The 17,962-nt window shown below is 30.5% G+C and carries 13 protein-coding genes and 1 pseudogene; 4 read left to right on the top strand and 10 right to left on the bottom strand.

Annotation, left to right across the window (positions count from 1 at the left end; all coding sequences use genetic code 11):
* Nucleotides 1–708: 708 nt before the first annotated feature.
* Nucleotides 709–2,781 (top strand): hypothetical protein, encoded by a 2,073-nt coding sequence (locus VS182_RS04985; protein WP_479492386.1) that lies wholly within the window; start codon nucleotides 709–711, stop codon nucleotides 2,779–2,781.
* Nucleotides 2,782–4,781: 2,000 nt separating this feature from the next.
* Here VS182_RS04985 and rsmB read toward each other — a convergent pair.
* The 9 genes and pseudogenes from rsmB to remA form a co-directional block, all read right to left on the bottom strand.
* The gene (gene rsmB, locus VS182_RS04980; protein WP_479492385.1) at nucleotides 4,782–6,083 is read right to left on the bottom strand and encodes a 16S rRNA (cytosine(967)-C(5))-methyltransferase RsmB; all 1,302 of its coding nucleotides are present in this window, start codon (nucleotides 6,081–6,083) and stop codon (nucleotides 4,782–4,784) included.
* The gene (gene fmt / locus VS182_RS04975; protein WP_479484071.1) at nucleotides 6,080–7,051 is read right to left on the bottom strand and encodes a methionyl-tRNA formyltransferase; all 972 of its coding nucleotides are present in this window, start codon (nucleotides 7,049–7,051) and stop codon (nucleotides 6,080–6,082) included. Before fmt ends, rsmB begins: the two co-directional genes overlap by 4 nt.
* 37 nt (nucleotides 7,052–7,088) lie before the next feature.
* Nucleotides 7,089–7,598: a peptide deformylase gene (def, locus tag VS182_RS04970; protein WP_479492384.1), complete on the bottom strand. Its 510-nt coding sequence runs from the start codon at nucleotides 7,596–7,598 to the stop codon at nucleotides 7,089–7,091.
* The gene (gene priA, locus VS182_RS04965; RefSeq protein ID WP_479492382.1) at nucleotides 7,576–9,570 is read right to left on the bottom strand and encodes a replication restart helicase PriA; all 1,995 of its coding nucleotides are present in this window, start codon (nucleotides 9,568–9,570) and stop codon (nucleotides 7,576–7,578) included. The genes def and priA overlap by 23 nt, the downstream gene beginning before the upstream one ends.
* Entirely contained in the window at nucleotides 9,525–10,025 is a 501-nt protein-coding gene (locus VS182_RS04960; protein ID WP_479484068.1) for a primosomal protein N' family DNA-binding protein, read from the bottom strand. Before VS182_RS04960 ends, priA begins: the two co-directional genes overlap by 46 nt.
* A complete protein-coding gene (coaBC, locus tag VS182_RS04955; protein WP_479492381.1) occupies nucleotides 10,022–11,275 on the bottom strand; it encodes a bifunctional phosphopantothenoylcysteine decarboxylase/phosphopantothenate--cysteine ligase CoaBC in 1,254 nt (417 codons plus the stop codon). The genes VS182_RS04960 and coaBC overlap by 4 nt, the downstream gene beginning before the upstream one ends.
* Nucleotides 11,276–11,837: 562 nt before the next feature.
* A pseudogene (gene rpoZ / locus VS182_RS04950) lies at nucleotides 11,838–12,020 on the bottom strand (DNA-directed RNA polymerase subunit omega); the annotation flags it as partial.
* Nucleotides 12,021–12,033: 13 nt separating this feature from the next.
* A complete protein-coding gene (gene gmk, locus VS182_RS04945) occupies nucleotides 12,034–12,636 on the bottom strand; it encodes a guanylate kinase (RefSeq protein ID WP_479484066.1) in 603 nt (200 codons plus the stop codon).
* On the bottom strand, nucleotides 12,633–12,896 hold the full coding sequence (remA, locus tag VS182_RS04940; protein WP_479484065.1) for an extracellular matrix/biofilm regulator RemA: 264 nt from the start codon (nucleotides 12,894–12,896) through the stop codon (nucleotides 12,633–12,635). The genes gmk and remA overlap by 4 nt, the downstream gene beginning before the upstream one ends.
* 257 nt (nucleotides 12,897–13,153) lie before the next feature.
* On the opposite strand from remA, the gene VS182_RS04935 reads away from it, so the two are divergent.
* From VS182_RS04935 to lepB (VS182_RS04925), 3 genes are all read left to right on the top strand, one after another.
* Nucleotides 13,154–14,809, top strand: a complete 1,656-nt coding sequence (locus VS182_RS04935) for a putative polysaccharide biosynthesis protein (protein WP_479488976.1) — start codon at nucleotides 13,154–13,156, stop codon at nucleotides 14,807–14,809.
* Nucleotides 14,810–15,089: 280 nt separating this feature from the next.
* Complete coding sequence (gene lepB, locus VS182_RS04930) at nucleotides 15,090–15,725, top strand: signal peptidase I (RefSeq protein WP_479485156.1); 636 nt, start codon at nucleotides 15,090–15,092, stop codon at nucleotides 15,723–15,725.
* Between the two features lie 553 nt (nucleotides 15,726–16,278).
* Entirely contained in the window at nucleotides 16,279–16,935 is a 657-nt protein-coding gene (gene lepB / locus VS182_RS04925; RefSeq protein WP_479484063.1) for a signal peptidase I, read from the top strand.
* A gap of 178 nt (nucleotides 16,936–17,113) precedes the next feature.
* Here lepB (VS182_RS04925) and VS182_RS04920 read toward each other — a convergent pair whose 3' ends face one another.
* The gene (locus VS182_RS04920) at nucleotides 17,114–17,884 is read right to left on the bottom strand and encodes a CPBP family intramembrane glutamic endopeptidase (RefSeq protein WP_479492380.1); all 771 of its coding nucleotides are present in this window, start codon (nucleotides 17,882–17,884) and stop codon (nucleotides 17,114–17,116) included.
* Nucleotides 17,885–17,962 lie beyond the last annotated feature (78 nt).

Genomic DNA, 17,962 nt, shown 5'->3' with positions numbered 1-17,962 from the left:
GAATCATCCTTCCCATTTTTTAAATAAACAATTGATAGGTTCAGATGATTTCCTCACTTTTTATATATTTAATAAAATCCAAATTTTTATAATATTTTTTGTAATTATACGATAATAACATGCTGATACTATTTTTTTAATCACAAGTATATAAATTATACTTTAATATATGAGTATGCTTTATGGTAATTAATGTATCGTTTATTAATATTGATAAAATTATAATTTAAATAAGTTTTTTATTAATAACCAAACACATAGTTAGTGTTAAATTTAATTTTATAATATTTAATTTATTATAAATAAATCAAAATAGTTTTTATATTAATTTCGCAATAGGAATTCTATTCACTTTCGCATATATGGATATAAAAAAGCATAAAAAAATCGATGTAAGATGTTTTTTTAAAATCTAAATATTATTAATAATATATTTTATTTTATAGGAATAATAAATATATATTCGCTATAAAATAATAGACGTGTTATTATCAATTTGTATTTAAGAGTATGTTATATTTTATATTTGATTTATCTATTATTTTTCTTTTATATTAATGATTAATTTGGTTTTTTATGTTCAGGTCACTAACATAATACATTTTAATATAGAAATTAAAATATAAGCATGAAATCTATAACTCTAAGTAATAGTTATTATATAACAAATATTGCAAAATTTAATATCCAAAGGTGATATGTGCATCTATGAATAGTAATAAATTTTCTAAATTATCTAAATTTGCTTTAGTTTTTTCTATAGCTAGTTCTTGTAGTTTATTATTCAATTCACTAAGTATGAATAATTTAATTAGTATGGCTAGTAGTCCAAGTGAAGAAAAATTGTTTACAAATGCAATAAATGAATTATACGAACATATTGTTCATGATGCGAATATAACGAAGGTATTTTTTGAATTATTTTCAAATAATTCAAAAAATACCTTCGTCTTGCAATCCCTGAAAGAAATTATGATAGAAATTATTAAGAAAGATAATTCAGGTATGGAACATGTAGGTGCGTATTTTAGATCCTGTGGTCGGTTAAAAAAATTAAAAGAAAAGAATCCTGATTTAGATTTAGAGTGTAAAAAACTACAGTATTCAAAAACAGATCTGAGAGAATTAAATAAATCTGGATCTCGGTATGATGACTCAGATAATATTTTAATTCCCGCCTCCTTAAATAATTTATCAGATGTAAATAGAGGTAGACCTGATATTATGATAGGAAAAATTAATTCAGACAAGTATGATAATAAAATAAATTATTTATTTCTTTCTTTATATGAAAAAATACATAATAATAAAGAAAATATATTATCTGCAAAAGTAATTGCTCGATCAGCTAGCCCTTTTGATTCTGTTAGATTTGAAGATTTAGATATAAAAAAATGGTATTTAGATGACCCATTAGATAATTACCTTTACAGTTCTTTTGTAAAGCTTTTAAATGATTATGATAAAAAGAAAAATGAAAAATATAATAATATATCTAAAATGTTTAAATTTGTGGAAAAAGCTTTTTTATTTGCTTTCGATAAAGTTATTTCCCGTAATAATGAAGATATAGATAGTGTTTTTATTTATAACTTCAAGGATTTTTTATACAAAAATCAGGATGAAACTAATGTATCTAAAATTATGGTTGAAAAATTACTTAGTATAGAATTCTTTTCTGCTTTTTCTATAAATAATAATATATCTGGAGATAATCTCAAAAAAATATTAACAGATAAAAATATTTTAAATGATATAGCATCATCGTTAATTAATATTTATATAAATGATGATATCAAAATCGATGAAATTACTGGTATGGATAAGTTAGTTAGAGAACATATAAAAGATCAAGGATTAAATCTTTTTAATCATAAATTCGCTCAAAATATTGTTAATTATTTAGATTCATTTGAATCAGATTTCGTGATGCGTTTAAAAAATTTCGTTTTAAAAGATGATAATTTAGCATCAAATGTTAAATTTGTTCAAAATATACGTTCCTATCTAGATATATTTTCTAAAGAATTTAGAACAAGTTTAAAAAATCTTAGTAAAACGGATGATCATTTATTATCTAAATTTATTGAATATATAGTTCCTATTATAAAGAGAAATTTAAATATAGAATCAGAAGATGCATTGTATGATATTATTAAATCAGAAGAATTTCCGAATAAAATAAAAGCTTTTTTAGATATTTTATTTGATAAAAAATGGGATATTTCTAATGATATTCACAAAGAACATATTTCTTTGCATGATAAAAGAATATATAATAAATTAGCTGATTTTTTTGTTGAATTTTCTTCTAAATATGATAGCATGCCCCTAATTGTAAATAGGGCAGAATATGGAAAGCAAATTGAGCATTTTGGATTATTTTTTAAATCTCCTGATATGATACAGATAGATGGTGATGTATTTAACAATTTTATAGAAAAAATAGCTAAAGAAATTTTAAATTATAAAAATGATGATAAAAATAATCTAAAGGAACATCTCGAAAAAAATGTTGATATAATAAGTAGAAAATTGACATTTATTCTAAGTCAATCATTTTTTGGATCTTTAGATGCAGAAAAAATAAAATCTAATGATGATTTAATTAAGTTTTTAACAGATCATAAAAGTTTGCTTAAACTATTTTTAGGTATTAATCTATTAACATCATTACCTAATGTTATTAATACAGCTATAAATTCAGATAATATCGATTATTATATTAACTTTTATTTATTAGGTTTATTTTCGTATGATGATAAAGGACTAGTTATTTAATCTTTTTTTGTTAATAAAACCATCTTAGTTAATTTCACAAATGAACAAGATTGTTTTATGCTTAAGTAATTACTTTAAATAATTAAAAATAGTACAATAATTCAGATGAAAAATAACATATAGTCATTTTTCTGTACGTTCTGGAAAATGCAGTAAAAAATTGTAAATTAATTTCAGTAAGTACAAGATAATTAGTGCTTATTATAGTTTCTAGGCAAATTTATGTATTTTTTAAAATATTTGGTTATACCTTAATATCAATTTTATAGAAAGTCTGTTTTTTTCAAATATAAGGAAAGAATTCATTTTCGGATCTGCCGGATTCATATTTTTTATTATCTTTTTTTGATCTTTCTATGCGTAATTCAGTACAATCAAAGATAACCATCCCAAATATGGGGGATGAAAAATATGCAAACTGATTTATAGGATATCTTTTAGATAATACTTTCTTGAAGGTACCTTGTATCTTTTATATAATGTTATTAACCGCACTTTTACTAATATCAAAAATTTGTGAAACCATTATATTTGTAAGCACTAGAAAAAATTATTAAAAAATAAGTATACTTGATTTTCGGGGTCGAGGCTATTTTGCCTTCCACCCTTTCTATGTGTCTTTAAATCTATTCCCCTAACTCTATTAACTATTCTTTAAAAGATGATTTTATCTACACTGACAGCAGACATGAATTTACCTTAATCAAATGCTGCTATTTTTGAATATCCCATATTTAAGTATTTAACTTTAGATTTATACATATAGGCTTAATCCTCCCTTTTAAATATCAAATTTTATAGTAATATATATCAAATTTAAAAATATTAGAAGGGTATAAAGTTATTTTATATAAACTTATTTTTTATCATAAACTTAAAACTATTAGTAAAATATATGCATTTTTATATATAATTATTAATATCCAAATAATTCAAACATTAGTATTTATATATCTTAAAAAATATATAAAAGGCAGCTTTATTGTTTATTTTAAGCTTTTTTAATAAAATTTTAAAATTGATAATAAATACCCATAATCTTTACTAATCGGATATATTAGTATTCTTGGAAAAGTCCCGTACAAAAAATGATGCTTCAGGAATTTATAATGAGGAAAAAAATGCTATTATCATTAGATCCGACTAATAAATTGAGCAAACTATATGATTCTATCTATCCAAAGTTACCTAAATAATTTATTTTTTTAAGATCATTTAGGTAACTTTTTATAAAATCTAGCACAAAAACACCCAGTCAAAAATAGGGTGTTTTTGTGCTAAATTTTCCATCTAAATATTTTTTGAATCTTTTTATTATTTTCAATATTTTTATAGCTTAAGCAATAAATTATCTATGTCTATATTTATCGCCCTTCTTTGGTACTGATTTAAACAAACTCCACTCTAGGCTTAAAAATACATAAGAATTTATATACTTTTAAAGCAAAAAAGTGTGTAAAAGTCATCATAAGTACTCAAATGACTAATTATGTTTGCATCAGTATCAAAGTAATTGTAATTATACTATTAAATGATTAATTAATCAAGAATATACTCATTTGTTATTTTTGTTGTTTAAAGTTTTAAAAAATGTGCAAAAATAAGCAATTGTATACTTTTAGTTTATAGGTAGCCGTAACTTGTCTACAAATTCCAATATCTTCGATAAATATTAAAAAATAATTTTTGGTTAAAAACATAAATCATTTTTTTAATTATAAAAATAAAATTTTTTAAATATTATATATAATTATTTGTAATATTAAAAATTATTATAGAGTGTTATTATGCATAAATTACACGAAAAAATATATGATAGTGGTCATAATAAACTAGATAAAAATAATAAGTGCTAAGCTTTTAATCGCATAGCACTTATTATTTTTATATTTTTTTATTTTTTCATTAAAAAGGGAAATGACTAATATAAAAATAAAATTTCTTTAAAATTATATATATAAATTAATAATTATAAATTCATAATATATAAATTATCGATATTACTTTCTAATCCAGGAGGCAATAAACATGCCGTCATTATGGGCATATCCAGGTAAAATTTGTAGCCAATTTATACCTTTTGGCATTTTTGTGTGTAATTCTGATGGTAATCTATCGTGCATTTGCTCTTCTGGTATAAAATCTGTGCAATGTTCCATGAAATATGCAACTTGTTCTAATGTTTCTTCTTTTGTCCACGTACATACGGCATATACTAATCGATGTTTTGTTAATCTTGCTGCTGCTTCAAGTAATTTTTTTTGCAAAGCTGATAGACGTAAAATTTCTCTTTTGCTTATGCGCCATTTAATTTCCGGTTTGCGACCTAACACACCTAATCCTGAACATGGTGCATCTAATAAGACGCTATCATAGATTTTTTCTTCTGTAGTCAGTAAAAGATCTTGTAGTTTAGTTTGCATACATGATATGTTTAAACGTTTTTTAGTTTCTTGTAATAAAGCAATACGTGGTTCTTTATAATCGTATGCCATTAAGCTACCCTGATCTTGCATCCTCTGTGCAATATGTCCTGTCTTACCTCCCGGGGCAGCGCAGGCATCTAAAATATTTTGCCCAGGTTGTGGATCTAAAACATCCGTAACTAACATTGAACTATCATCTTGGGCCACACATATACCTTGTTGTATATAAGAGAAAGCTGTATCATTTGATAAATTGGAAGATAAGTAAAAACCTTCTTTAGTTAAAGATGAACTAATAAATTTATCCTGTGTTTGTGCTAAAAAAGCATCTTTAGTTGTTTTAAGAGTATTTAAACGGATACTCAATCTAGGTACCTGTAACCAATATTTTGCCATAGCTAAAGCTTGTTCATGTTCAAACATACGCGTTAAATAATTAAACATCCATGATGGTAAGGAGATCTTAATATCTTCTTTAAGCACTGTTAACTGCTCTGTTTTGCGAATGGCATTTCTTAAAACACCATTAACTAATTTAGCAAAACCAGCAAAACCTTGTTTTTTGGTTAACTCAACCGCCGTATCAACAATTGCATAGGCGGGAATGCGATCTAAGTAATATAGCTGATACATGCTTAAACGTAAAATATATTGTGTAACCTCAGGCAAAGATGTACGCTGTGTTAGCAAAACATCAAGCATCTGATCTAATGTACCTCTGTTCTGTAGATAGCCATATACGATTTTGGTGACAAGATGCTCATCTGGCGCTAACGGTAATTTATATTTATATAAGTATAAAAGGAGAAGATTAGCATAAGCTCCTTCTTCTTCAACCCTCTTGATCAAATTTAATGCCACTTGACGTACCTTCATTTATTATTCCCTTCATGAAAAAACATTTTACCAACCCATAAATCACGCTGTCCAAGAAGCCATTGTTTGATAGAAGTCTGTTTTTTACCCGCTACTTGTATCGATTTTAAGCCTAGTTCACCTTCTTTGGTAAATAACCAAATGATACCTTGTTCATGATCGATGGCCGAAATTGTACCTATAATACCCGACGGCGTCTGCGTTACATAACGATAAGTTGCCTCCCATACTTTACAAATCGAACCATCAGCTAAATAAAAAAAAGCACCAGGCCAGGGAGAAAGTCCACGGATATGATTAAATAATTGTTTTGCAGATTTATAATTTAGACAAAGCTCTTCATCAACACGCCTAAGATTAGGTGCATATGTTGCATAATGGTTATCTTGAGGCACAGGCTGCAGTCGACCAGAAAACCACATGGGTAAAAGATCTAGTAACATATTAGAACCTAAACGAGCAAGTTTTTCATACATCGTCCCTACATTATCTGTATCACTAATCAATTCCCTACGCTGCATTAACATGTCACCAGCATCCATCTGTTTAACCATCTTCATAATAGTTATACCTGTCATTTTTTCTCCATTAATAATCGACCAATGAATAGGCGCACCACCACGATATTTTGGTAAAAGCGATGCATGAATATTAAGGCAACCATAATGCGGAAGATCTAAAATACTTTGTGGTACAAACTGTCCGTATGCCGCTGTGATAATTAATGATGGCGCCAATTGTTTAAGATCGTCTTCAAGAGATTTGATCTTATCAGGCTGTAAAACAGGCAATTTATGCTCTAAAGCTAATTGCTTAACAGGTGAAGGCGTTAAATGACGCTTCCTTCCCACCGCTTTATCTGGTTGTGTTACAACGGAAACAATATCATATCCTTGCTTAAGCAAAGTGGCTAAAATCGTCTGCGCAAAAACAGGCGTCCCCATGAAAATAATCCGGTATTTGTCCATCACTTTACCTCTTCATTTATTATCTTTAGCTTACTTATCACTTCTTTGTCTTTTTCGCTTTCTTTTTGTCTTCATTCTTCAGTAAATCATCTTTATTATAAATTTCCATAGCACGATCAATAAACAAAATGCCATCTAGATGATCTATTTCATGTTGAATAACGCGCGCCAAAAAATCTTTAGCTTGGATAGTATAGTATGTACCCTCTGAATCTTGATAATTAACTGTTACTTCTAGAGAACGCTCTACTTTACCTAACAATCCAGGTACAGATAAGCAACCTTCAACGTCGTCGCTCTTTTGATCAGAAAAAGTGGTGATGCTAGGATTGATCATCTCGTACAATTTATCATTATGATCAAGGACAATAATCGCCCTTTTTTGAATACCGATTTGTGGAGCAGCTAATCCAACTCCATCTTCTTTATGCATTGTTTCCGCCATGTCTTCTAAAAGCGTCTTGAGCTTTGAATCAAATTTATGTACAGGATAGGCTTTTTGTTTTAACAGCAAAGATGGATGGTTAACAATTGAAAGTATCGTCACTTTGATCTTCCTTTACGAGGATAATTTCTGACCCATTAAAAGATACAAAAAAACGTAATTGAGGATCAGTTTTACGTAAAACAAAAGCTCTTAATAAGGTAACTGTTTTTTGATATTTATCTAAACATACAGGGAATTTAACTACAACCTGCATGCGATATCGATCAGCAACTTTAGGTACAGGCGCCATGGCAGGTCCCCATATTTCAAAATCTTGGATCATATTAAGTGTACTCTTTAAAACATCGGTCAATTTAGTCGCATATGTGACCAGTTGATCACGTTGTATATGACTAATTAAAATCGTCCCCAGAATGCAAAACGGTGGATAATGATGCATCTTTCTCAGCTTCAGCTCTTGATGATAAAAAACAGGAATGTTGTGTTTGGCAGCCATTTTCAAACTATAGTTCTCGGGATGATATGTCTGAATAATCACTTTGCCATCACCATGACGTCCTGCACGACCACTGACTTGGACAATCATTTGAAAAGTGCGCTCAGCAGAACGAAAATGGGGTAAATGAAGCATCGTATCCGCTAAAACCACCCCCACTAAGGTTAAACGGGGAAAATCGAGACCTTTGGCAATCATCTGTGTACCAATTAATAAATCTGCTTTACCTTGGGCAAAAGTGGTTAAAATCTTTTCATGTGAACCCTTTTTTCTCGTTGTATCAACATCCATACGCAAAACATTAGCGGTTGGAAAAAGCAACTTAACCGCTTCTTCAACTTTTTGTGTACCTAAGCCCAATGGTTTAAGCTCAGTACCAGCACAATGAGGACATGTCGTTAAAAGCAATGTATGATAACCGCAATAGTGACATCTTAGTTTAGGTGGTGCCGATACATGATATGTTAAAGAAACATCGCAATGTTCGCATTTAAGCGCTTGTCCACAATCACGACATAGGACACAAGTAGCAAAACCACGCCTATTCACAAATAAAATAGCTTGGTTACCTTGTTCAAGACATATTTTTAAATCATCATGCAACGCACGACTAAAAATTTGCAATGGTCCACTCAGTAATTCTTCACGCATATCTACAATATGTACAGGTGGTAATGGCCTTTGATAGATCCGTTCGTTTAAATGCAAATGTTGATAAATTTTTTTTTTAGCTAAACAATAAGTCGTTAAAGACGGTGTAGCAGAACCAAGTAAAAGCGGACATTGATGATACCGAGCACGATAATTAGCCATGACAACAGTACTATAAGCAGGTCTTTCTGTCTGACTATATGTTTCTTCATGCTCTTCATCAATAATAATCATACCCAAATTTTTAAAAGGTAAGAAAATTGCTGAACGAGCACCAATAACAACAGATATTTTTTGTTCAAGCAAACGATGCCAGATAGCTACTTTTTCACGTGGTGTTAACCCACTATGCCAAAGTACAACATGATCACCAAAATATATTTTTAATTGCTTAATCATCTGTGCAGCTAAAGCGATCTCTGGTACAAGCATGATAGCTTGTTTATCATAATGCAAACTAGTTAAAATCGCCCGAATATATAATTCAGTTTTGCCACTACCTGTAACTCCTTGTAAAAGTAATGTTTGATATTTAGCTTGGTCTAAAGCGGCTTTAATCGAACACCAAGCTACAGCTTGATCAGGCATAAGTGGTCGATCAGGTGCTTTTGTCATATGACTAGCTGTTTCTTCCTTTAGAAAAAACAATCCTTTATGTACCAATCTTTGTATAACAGGACTTACAGGTCCTAAATCTTGATATAATTTTTTTAAAACCACCGGTTTGCAATGATCAATAAAATAACGCAAAACTTGACGTTGTTTATTCGCATTTTCCGGAATCATCGCTAAAGCTTCCTCAAGCTGGGTATCGGTTAAACCAGTGTGTACAACCATCTCTGCAACAGTTTCTGTTTTAGTTATATGATCTTCATAGACTAAAACACCAGATTCCAACAACGTTTTAAGCAACTTTTTATCCACACCAGGTAAAGCGAGTACCTCAGCTTCCCGAAAAGCTTTTTTTTTTGCCCGTCAACAAACAAAGGTGCTATCGCTAAATGAAGTAAGGAATGTTCAAGATTACCCTTACATAAACGGCGTTCAATTTTACCACGTACAGCTACAGGTACAATCGTTTCTAAAGCATGGCTAACGGTACAAAAATAATTTTTAGCCATGTATGAAGCAAGACCTAAAAGCTCCTTAGTTAAAATAGGTACTGGATGTAACAATTGGTCAATTTGTTTATAACGCTTAGTTTCATCAATACATGCTATCCGAAAAACAAAACCTTGGTACATACGTCTTTGGAAAGGAACTTTCACACTTGAGCCAATCTTTAAATCAATATGCAATGATTTTGGTACAATATATGAAAAAAATTGATCGATTACCTTACTAACACCTAGCACAACGACATCAACCAAAAGAGTCATAACTGTTCCCCAATCCAATCTATTAATTTATGGGCCAACATAGACTTAGACATCTTAGGAAAAGATATCGCTTCACCTTGGTCTTGATATAAAACCAAACGATTATACATACTATCAAAACCCTCGTCGGGCTTATCTATGCGATTAAAAGCAATAGCATCTAATTTTTTAAGTTTTCTTTTAGCTTGTAATTTATAAGGATCCAGAGCACCTGTTTCTGCAGCAAAACCCAAAACAAATTGGTGATCTAAGCTATTTTCTCCAACAAAAGCAGCAATATCTTTTGTTGGATTTAATTTAAGCGAAAAACCATAATCAGCCTTAGCTATTTTAGTCTCCTCAAACTTAGCCGGGGAAAAATCGGCTACGGCAGCGTTTAAAATAATAACGTCAACATCACGAAAATATTTAAGAACTGCTTGAAACATCTCTGAAGCTGTTTCTACACTAATTAACGTTATATCAGGTGGTGGCGTTAATGCCACAGGACCACTGATCAAAATAACTTCCGCTCCAGCAGATTTAGACGCTTGCGCAATCGCATAGCCCATTTTTCCAGAAGAGCGATTGGAGATGTAACGCATTGGATCTAATGGTTCTATAGTAGGTCCAGCTGTAATAAGCACTTTTTTATCCTTAAATTTAGCATCCGTATATTGATCATTGTTATGTCGATCATCATTATAATGCAAAAAACGATCTACAAAAGATACGATCTTCTCTGGCTCAGGAAAACGACCTTTTCCATACTGCGCACAAGCTGTTTCACCTTCGTCAGGATCCAAAATAATCACCCCAATATCGCGTAATTTTTGACAATTAGCTAAAACAAGGGGGTGGGAATACATATCCGGATTCATAGCCGGAGCAATTAACGTAGGCGTTTCTCCTGCAGCCAAAAAAAATGTCGCTATCATATCTGAAGCCATACCATGTGACATAGCTGCAATGATATTCGCTGTCGCAGGGGCAATTAAAAAAATATCGGCCCATTTAATCCAATCAATATGTATAAAAGGGGAACTAACCGGTCCTGGTGTAACCAAAACAGGTTGCTTCGTTAAAGCTTCAATCGTCAATGGAGTCACAAACTTTTGTGCTGCAGAAGTTAACACCGTACGCACGACATGTCCCTGTTGTGTTAATTGACGGGCTAAAAGAGCTGATTTATATGCTGCAATACTACCACTTATACCTAATAAAATATTTGACACACGAGCTCCCCTATTCACTACTTTTTTATTGATCATCCTCCACTTTTTCTGCTTCCTTAGATGCTAATTTAGCCACCTTTACGTCAGATAATCTTTCATCATTATCTGAATCATCGACCACTCCTTCGTTCTCTGTATTATCCTCACTTTCAACACCTTCGGTCTTAGATATGTTTGATTTTTGCTTATTTTGATCAACTATTTCGGAAGTTTCGATATCATCATCTTCTAATGCTATCTTTTTAGCATCGTCAATCTTGGCTGGTAACTCAACTTTTATCGTTTCTTCTTGCTTTATTTCTTCTTGTTTTATTTCTTTTTGCTTTGTTTCTTCTTGCTTTGTTTCTTCTTGCTTTGTTTCTTCTTGCTTTGTTTCTTCTTGCTTTGTTTCTTCTTGCTTTGTTTCTTCTTGCTTTGTTTCTTCTTGTTTTGTTTCTTCTTGCTTTGTTTCTTCTTGTTTTGTTTCTTCTTGTTTTGTTTCTTCTTGTTTTGTTTCTTCTTGTTTTGTTTCTTCTTGTTTTGTTTGGGATTGCTTTTTCTTAACTGTGACAGCTTTGTTTATTTCAGCTATTTTAGCTGAGTCAATAACTGCTGGTTTAACAGCTTTTAACAATCCTGCAGCAATTTCTTCCAGAGCAAGTCCTACGTACTTCGTTGCACGAGGGGAAATCTTGGAGTTTTGATCTACCAGTAATTCACGTGCCCTTTTCGAGGCAAGGATAACTAATAAATATTTACTTTCTGCTTTTTTCATTAAAAGATCCACCGAAGGATATAAAATATGTATTACCTCCTTATTTAATAAGATTAATTCTCTGTCGACGACAAAGTTCAGCTTGACGAATTGCGTTTACTTTTGCACATGCTTCAAGAACTTCATCATTAACAACAACATAGTCATAATAATTAATATGTTTATATTCATTGTCTACAACACCTAAACGCATTTCAATATTAGAAATTGTTTCCGTACCCCTTCTTAAGATACGGTCTTGCAAAACTTTACTGTTAGGGGGGAGGAGAAAAATAAATACACCTTGTGTAAAATGTTTTTTTACCTGCTCAGCACCTTTAACATCAATCTCTAATAGTACATCTCGTCCAGCATTTAAGGTATCATAAACAAAATTATATGGTGTGCCGTAAAAATGACCCGCATATTCGGTCCATTCCATCAGTTCTCTATTTTTAATCATTTCCTGGAAGCGATGTTTAGAAATAAAGAAATACTCAACACCATTCGTTTCTCCCTCTCGAGGCTGTCTCGTGGTAATAGAAATAGAATATAAAAGATCAGGGGTCATTTTACGTAAGGCAGAACATATGGTGCCTTTTCCGACGCCGGAAGGGCCGGAAACAACAAATAATAGGCCTTGTTTCTTGGGTAAAAGTTTCATTCATTTTCCACCGCTAACCGTTTATTAGCTAACCGGTGAGCAACAGTTTCTGGTTGCACTGCTGAAAGAACAATATGATCGCTATCTGTAATAATCACAGCACGCGTTCTCCTTCCGTATGTTGCATCAATAAGTCCTCCACGATGACGTGCATCTTGTATCATCCGTTTAATAGGTGCAGAGTCGGGATTAACAATCGAGACAATTCGATTGGCAGAAACGATGTTTCCAAAACCTACATTGACTAGGGTAACATACATTTTATCCCGATCTCCTTTCATCAAAAATATATTCCACATGTGAGCTATCTTGATTTTTTATGAATGATTTAACTATGGTAATATATAAGGTATGTTATGATAATGCAGCTGCTCGATGAACGCTTAGCCATCACTACTTACCCTTATTGTAAGATGTAAATTCCAAGAAAAGCAATCGAAAAATTTACATAAATGTATACTTCGCCTATACTCAACTGTCAAAATATATAATAAAAAGGGGGTAATTTTCCGCTGAAATGAAAAATTTGTTGAGTGGGACGCTTTTTTTAACAGCCTCTACTTTTTTCGTCCGCCTATTGGGCTTACTCTTCTGGATACCCTTTCGCTATATTTCAGGTGGCGATGCCGTTGTAGGACTATACAGAGCTACCTATCCCCTTTACAGCACAGTATTAACCATCGCGAGTGCTGGTGTTCCTAATGTAGTATCTAAATTTGTATCAGAAAGATTAGCCTATGATGATGATTTAGGAGCACAACGCATTTTAGGTGCTTCGGTCATTATCATTTCTTTAACTAGCCTATTAGGATTTGGTATCTTATTTTTTGGCTCTTCATATCTTTCAAGAGCGTGGCTGGGTAAAGAATCAGAAAATTCACTTCAGGTACTAGCCTTTGCTACGCTTATTTTACCTATTACAGGCATTATACGCGGATATTTCTTAGGAAAGAAACAAGTTAAACCAACAGCTTATTCACAAATGATCGAACAAGTTGTACGTATTATTGCCACATTGTCTTTTGTAGCTTTGTTAGTTAAAAACCAACAACCTTCATCAATCATAAGTGCTGGTGCTATGACAGGCGCACTTGCTGGCGGCATTGCAGCATTCCTTATGGTTAGTTATTTATATATAAAAGACCGTAAGCAGCAACGTAAAATAGATCTAACACAAACGATGTTATTACGATTGCCTATTTCACAATACAGAAAACGTAATAATGAAAGAACACCGATCACATCTTTAGCAAGTAGTCTAGCTAAGCATGCTCTACCTATTTCATTAGCTAGTCTCGTTTTACCTTTACTTAATACCATCGATTCTTTTACTATTCCTAGCGCATTATCAAGTATAGGCATTACAGAAACTTACAAACACCATTTACTTATGGGTATCTATAACCGTGCTGAACCATATGTAGGTGTAATTACTATCTTTGCTTCATCATTAGGTCAAACCCTTATACCTACAATAGCCAAAAACATCGCGAGAAATGAGATGGATGAGGTTAAAGACACAATACGCAATTCATGGTTAATGACTATTATAACTTCGCTACCAATAGTCATTCTTATGATAACTTTAGCACCTTCTGTTACAACCATCATAGGTTTTGATAACAAGGGACATGATATTTTAGCTGTTCTAGCCTTATCATCTGTATTTGCTGGACTCACCTCAATAAGCTCAAGTATCCTACAAGGTCTCGGCTATAATAAAATACCATTTCGTCATCTGCTATTAGCAGGAGCGGTCAAAGTACTGGGTAACTTAATTCTAATTCCACTCCTGAAGGACATTCAAGGTGCAGCTTGGGCCATGGTTATCGCATATATCGTTTCATGCTCGCTTAATATTAGTTACATACTGAAAAAAACAGGTAGTTTATCGATTAACATGCACCATATGATTGTCAAACCTCTTCTCTGTACAAGTATCATGTTTAGTTCATTATACCTCATTAAAAAAATCTTCAGCATTGATTTAATGAAAACACATAGCTATTTGTGGCATTTATCAATTGTAGTGGTATTAAGCCTTATTGGACTAGCTTTGTACCTAGGATTAATTTTAAAACTACGTTTAATAGAAAAACAAAAATTCGAAGATATAATTAAAAAAATCACTATTTTAACTTATTTTAAAAAAGATAAAAACAATAAAAGATAATTCCTATCAAATATAACACAATAAATATAATTATATTAATCATGTATTTATTGTGTTATATTTATTGTGTTATATTTGACAAAAGATAACACATATCTACAAGTGAAAAACTAAAGATAAAGCAAAAGTCCGGATATGTTCATTATATCAAAATATCTATATCAAAATAGCTTTGTTTTTTATTAAAGTTTAACTTATCAACCATGTAATTTGATGATATAATTATTGTTAATTAATTTTATGAATTAATTATGAAAGGAATTAGATTTAATTGAAAAATATGCTTGGCTTCGCAAAAGATTTAATTATATGCCTCGTTGCTTTTACATTAATATATAAATTCGTGGTATACGCTACAAATGTAAGTGGTACATCTATGCATCCTAATTTAGAACCAGGGGATTATCTTTTTATCATCCCGATGCTAACTCCAAACAAAGAAGATATTGTCGTTCTTAGACCACAAGGAAAAGCAGGCGAAGTCTCAGAAGAATCGTTAGAAAGAATACGCGCAGAAAGTAATCCTATTATGGCTCCTTTGAGAGAATTCACTTACAAATATATATCCCAAGAAATACGGTATATAAAAAGGGTTGTTGCTGTACCAGGGGATAATGTGAAAGTTAGTTGTCAGGTTAATGATTTAGATTATGATCAAAATATCCTCATAACGCGCAACAACAAAAAAATTGATGAAATCAAGATTGATAATATTTCATCTTGTGAAGAACAAAATATAACACTAAAGGATGAAAAAGATAACGATCTGGATGAATTTTTTGTTGTAGGTGATAATTACCGTAATAGCACCGATAGTCGATTTTTCGGTCCAATCCAAAGACAAAATCTACGCGGTGTAGCTTTAGAAACCCCATTTTGGCCCTTAAATCGTGTTTGGGATAAGTTATTCGGTTAATAATTTTATAAAAATATTTTTATTTCTGATGTTAATGTAAATGCAAATAAAATAAAGGACAGTCAAAGATCAGTTATTGACATCAAAAAGACATTTGATTGTCCTCATATAAAACATAATAAATTGAAATGTTGGTTTTTTATAAATCAAATTCTGTAACTTTTAATTTTATATACTCATATACTAAATTAAAAAATAATAAGTAATTTATAACCAGAATAATCAGACCTTGAAAGAATGTTTAAATTTGAAATAAAATTAAATTTAAAGTTTATTTTTATAAAAGATTCATCTTTATCAAGATCGTATTTTTTCAATATTCAAGATTTAAAAACAATATTAATCATCTATTCTATAGCAAAAAACTGATGGATATTATATAAATATCATTCATATATCATTAATAATCAAAAGAAGATTTTTCATTATATAAAAAATAATGAATATATAATTTTTTTGAATTAAAATATGAATATAAATATAGTCGTAAATATAATGCTATAATTTTTGTTAAATAATTTCATCAATTGTAAATGAAAGGGCTTATATTTAAATGAAAAATTTGATAGAAACAATAAAAGAATATATAATATATTTAGTAATATTTGTAGTCTTCACGGTATTGATCCCTAAATTTATTATATATCCAACTAACGTGAGCGGTAATTCGATGTACCCTACTTTAGAAAACAGAGATAGACTTTTCATTACACCACTAATAACACCTAAAAAAGGCCATACCGTCATCCTTACCCCACCAGGCAAAGAGGGTGAAATTTCAGAGGAATCATTAGATAGAATACGCAAAGAAAGCAATGCTTTGTTAGCCCCCTTAAATGTCTTATATGCTAAATATATTGTAAAAGAAACCAGATATATCAAAAGAGTGGTTGCTGAGCCAGGCGATACAATAAAAATAAGTTGCCAACTGAATGATTTGGGATATAATCAATATATACTAGTAACAAAGAATAATCAGAAAATTAATGAAATTAATATTGATCGCATGCCTTACTGTCAGAATAAAAATATCGTATTAAAAGATGACAAAAATGACGATAACGATGAATTTTTTGTTGTTGGAGACAATTACAGAAATAGCGGGGACAGCCGCATATTTGGACCTGTACCAAGACAAAACCTACGCGGTGTAGCTTCAGAAACCCCATTTTGGCCCTTAGGACGTTTTTGGCATAAAATGTTTGGTTAAATTTAAATAAAAAACGACGACCATAATATGCGTTGTCGTTTTTTATTTAATAAAAACTCTTATGAAAGTTCTAATGAAAGTTCTAATATATAAATATTAAAACTATATTATATATTTTATCTATAATAATATAAGATCAATAATATATAATTTCGTTTTATATTTTTTGGCAATGGTTTTATTGTAGAAGATTTTTAAATAAAGCTTCTGTCATAAACTCAAAATCAAAATCGAGCTTAATAGATAATATATTGTAAACAATATGCATAAGTAAAGACGACCATAAGCCATAACGCTTTGCTAGCCAACCATAAATTAACGAACCCAAAAAAAATAAAAAAATAAGTAATGCATCATTCTGAGCATGTATAATAGCAAACCAAGCACTGGTAAAGAAAATCCCTATTAATGGTTGTAACATACCTCTGAAAAATAATTCTTCTCCTAAAACATGCAAAAAACCAATAATAAACAATACGAAAATAGGAAAATCAAGTTCTGGTATTGGCGTTAAAGCCTTGCTATAAAAAGGTTGTCCTAAGTAATTATTTAATAAATGCAAAAAACTATAAAAGAAATTAGTACATACATAATCAAAAAACGCTAAGAACAAAACAAATAAAAAAATTTTTAGAGAATTTTTTTTCTTCCAACCTACTCGCAACAAAATTTGCTTTAAATTCCTAGTTATACTAAAACCCAAACCAAATAATGTAACGAAAATAAACAAAAAAGATGATAAAGTATACCAAAAAATTAACATTTCCGCACTTTGTGATTGTAATAAATTAGTAAAATAAGTATAACGATATAAATGAAAAATAAACATAATAAATATTAAAATATGAGCATATCGATAAGGTGATAATCCTAAAGGAACCATAATTTTTTGACGCGCATACTTGAAGAACAAACTTAAACCTAGTACTAAGCAGCTTAAACATCCCAAATTAGATAAAAATAATAATAGGTTTAAAGAATAATTATCTAAAAAAAATAAAAACTGAGGTAATGCAAAATAAATAAG

The sequence above is a fragment of the Pasteuria ramosa genome, assembly GCF_056496785.1.
Note: the sequence above shows the minus strand (reverse complement) of the source record. Positions and strands in the feature narration are given on the sequence as shown.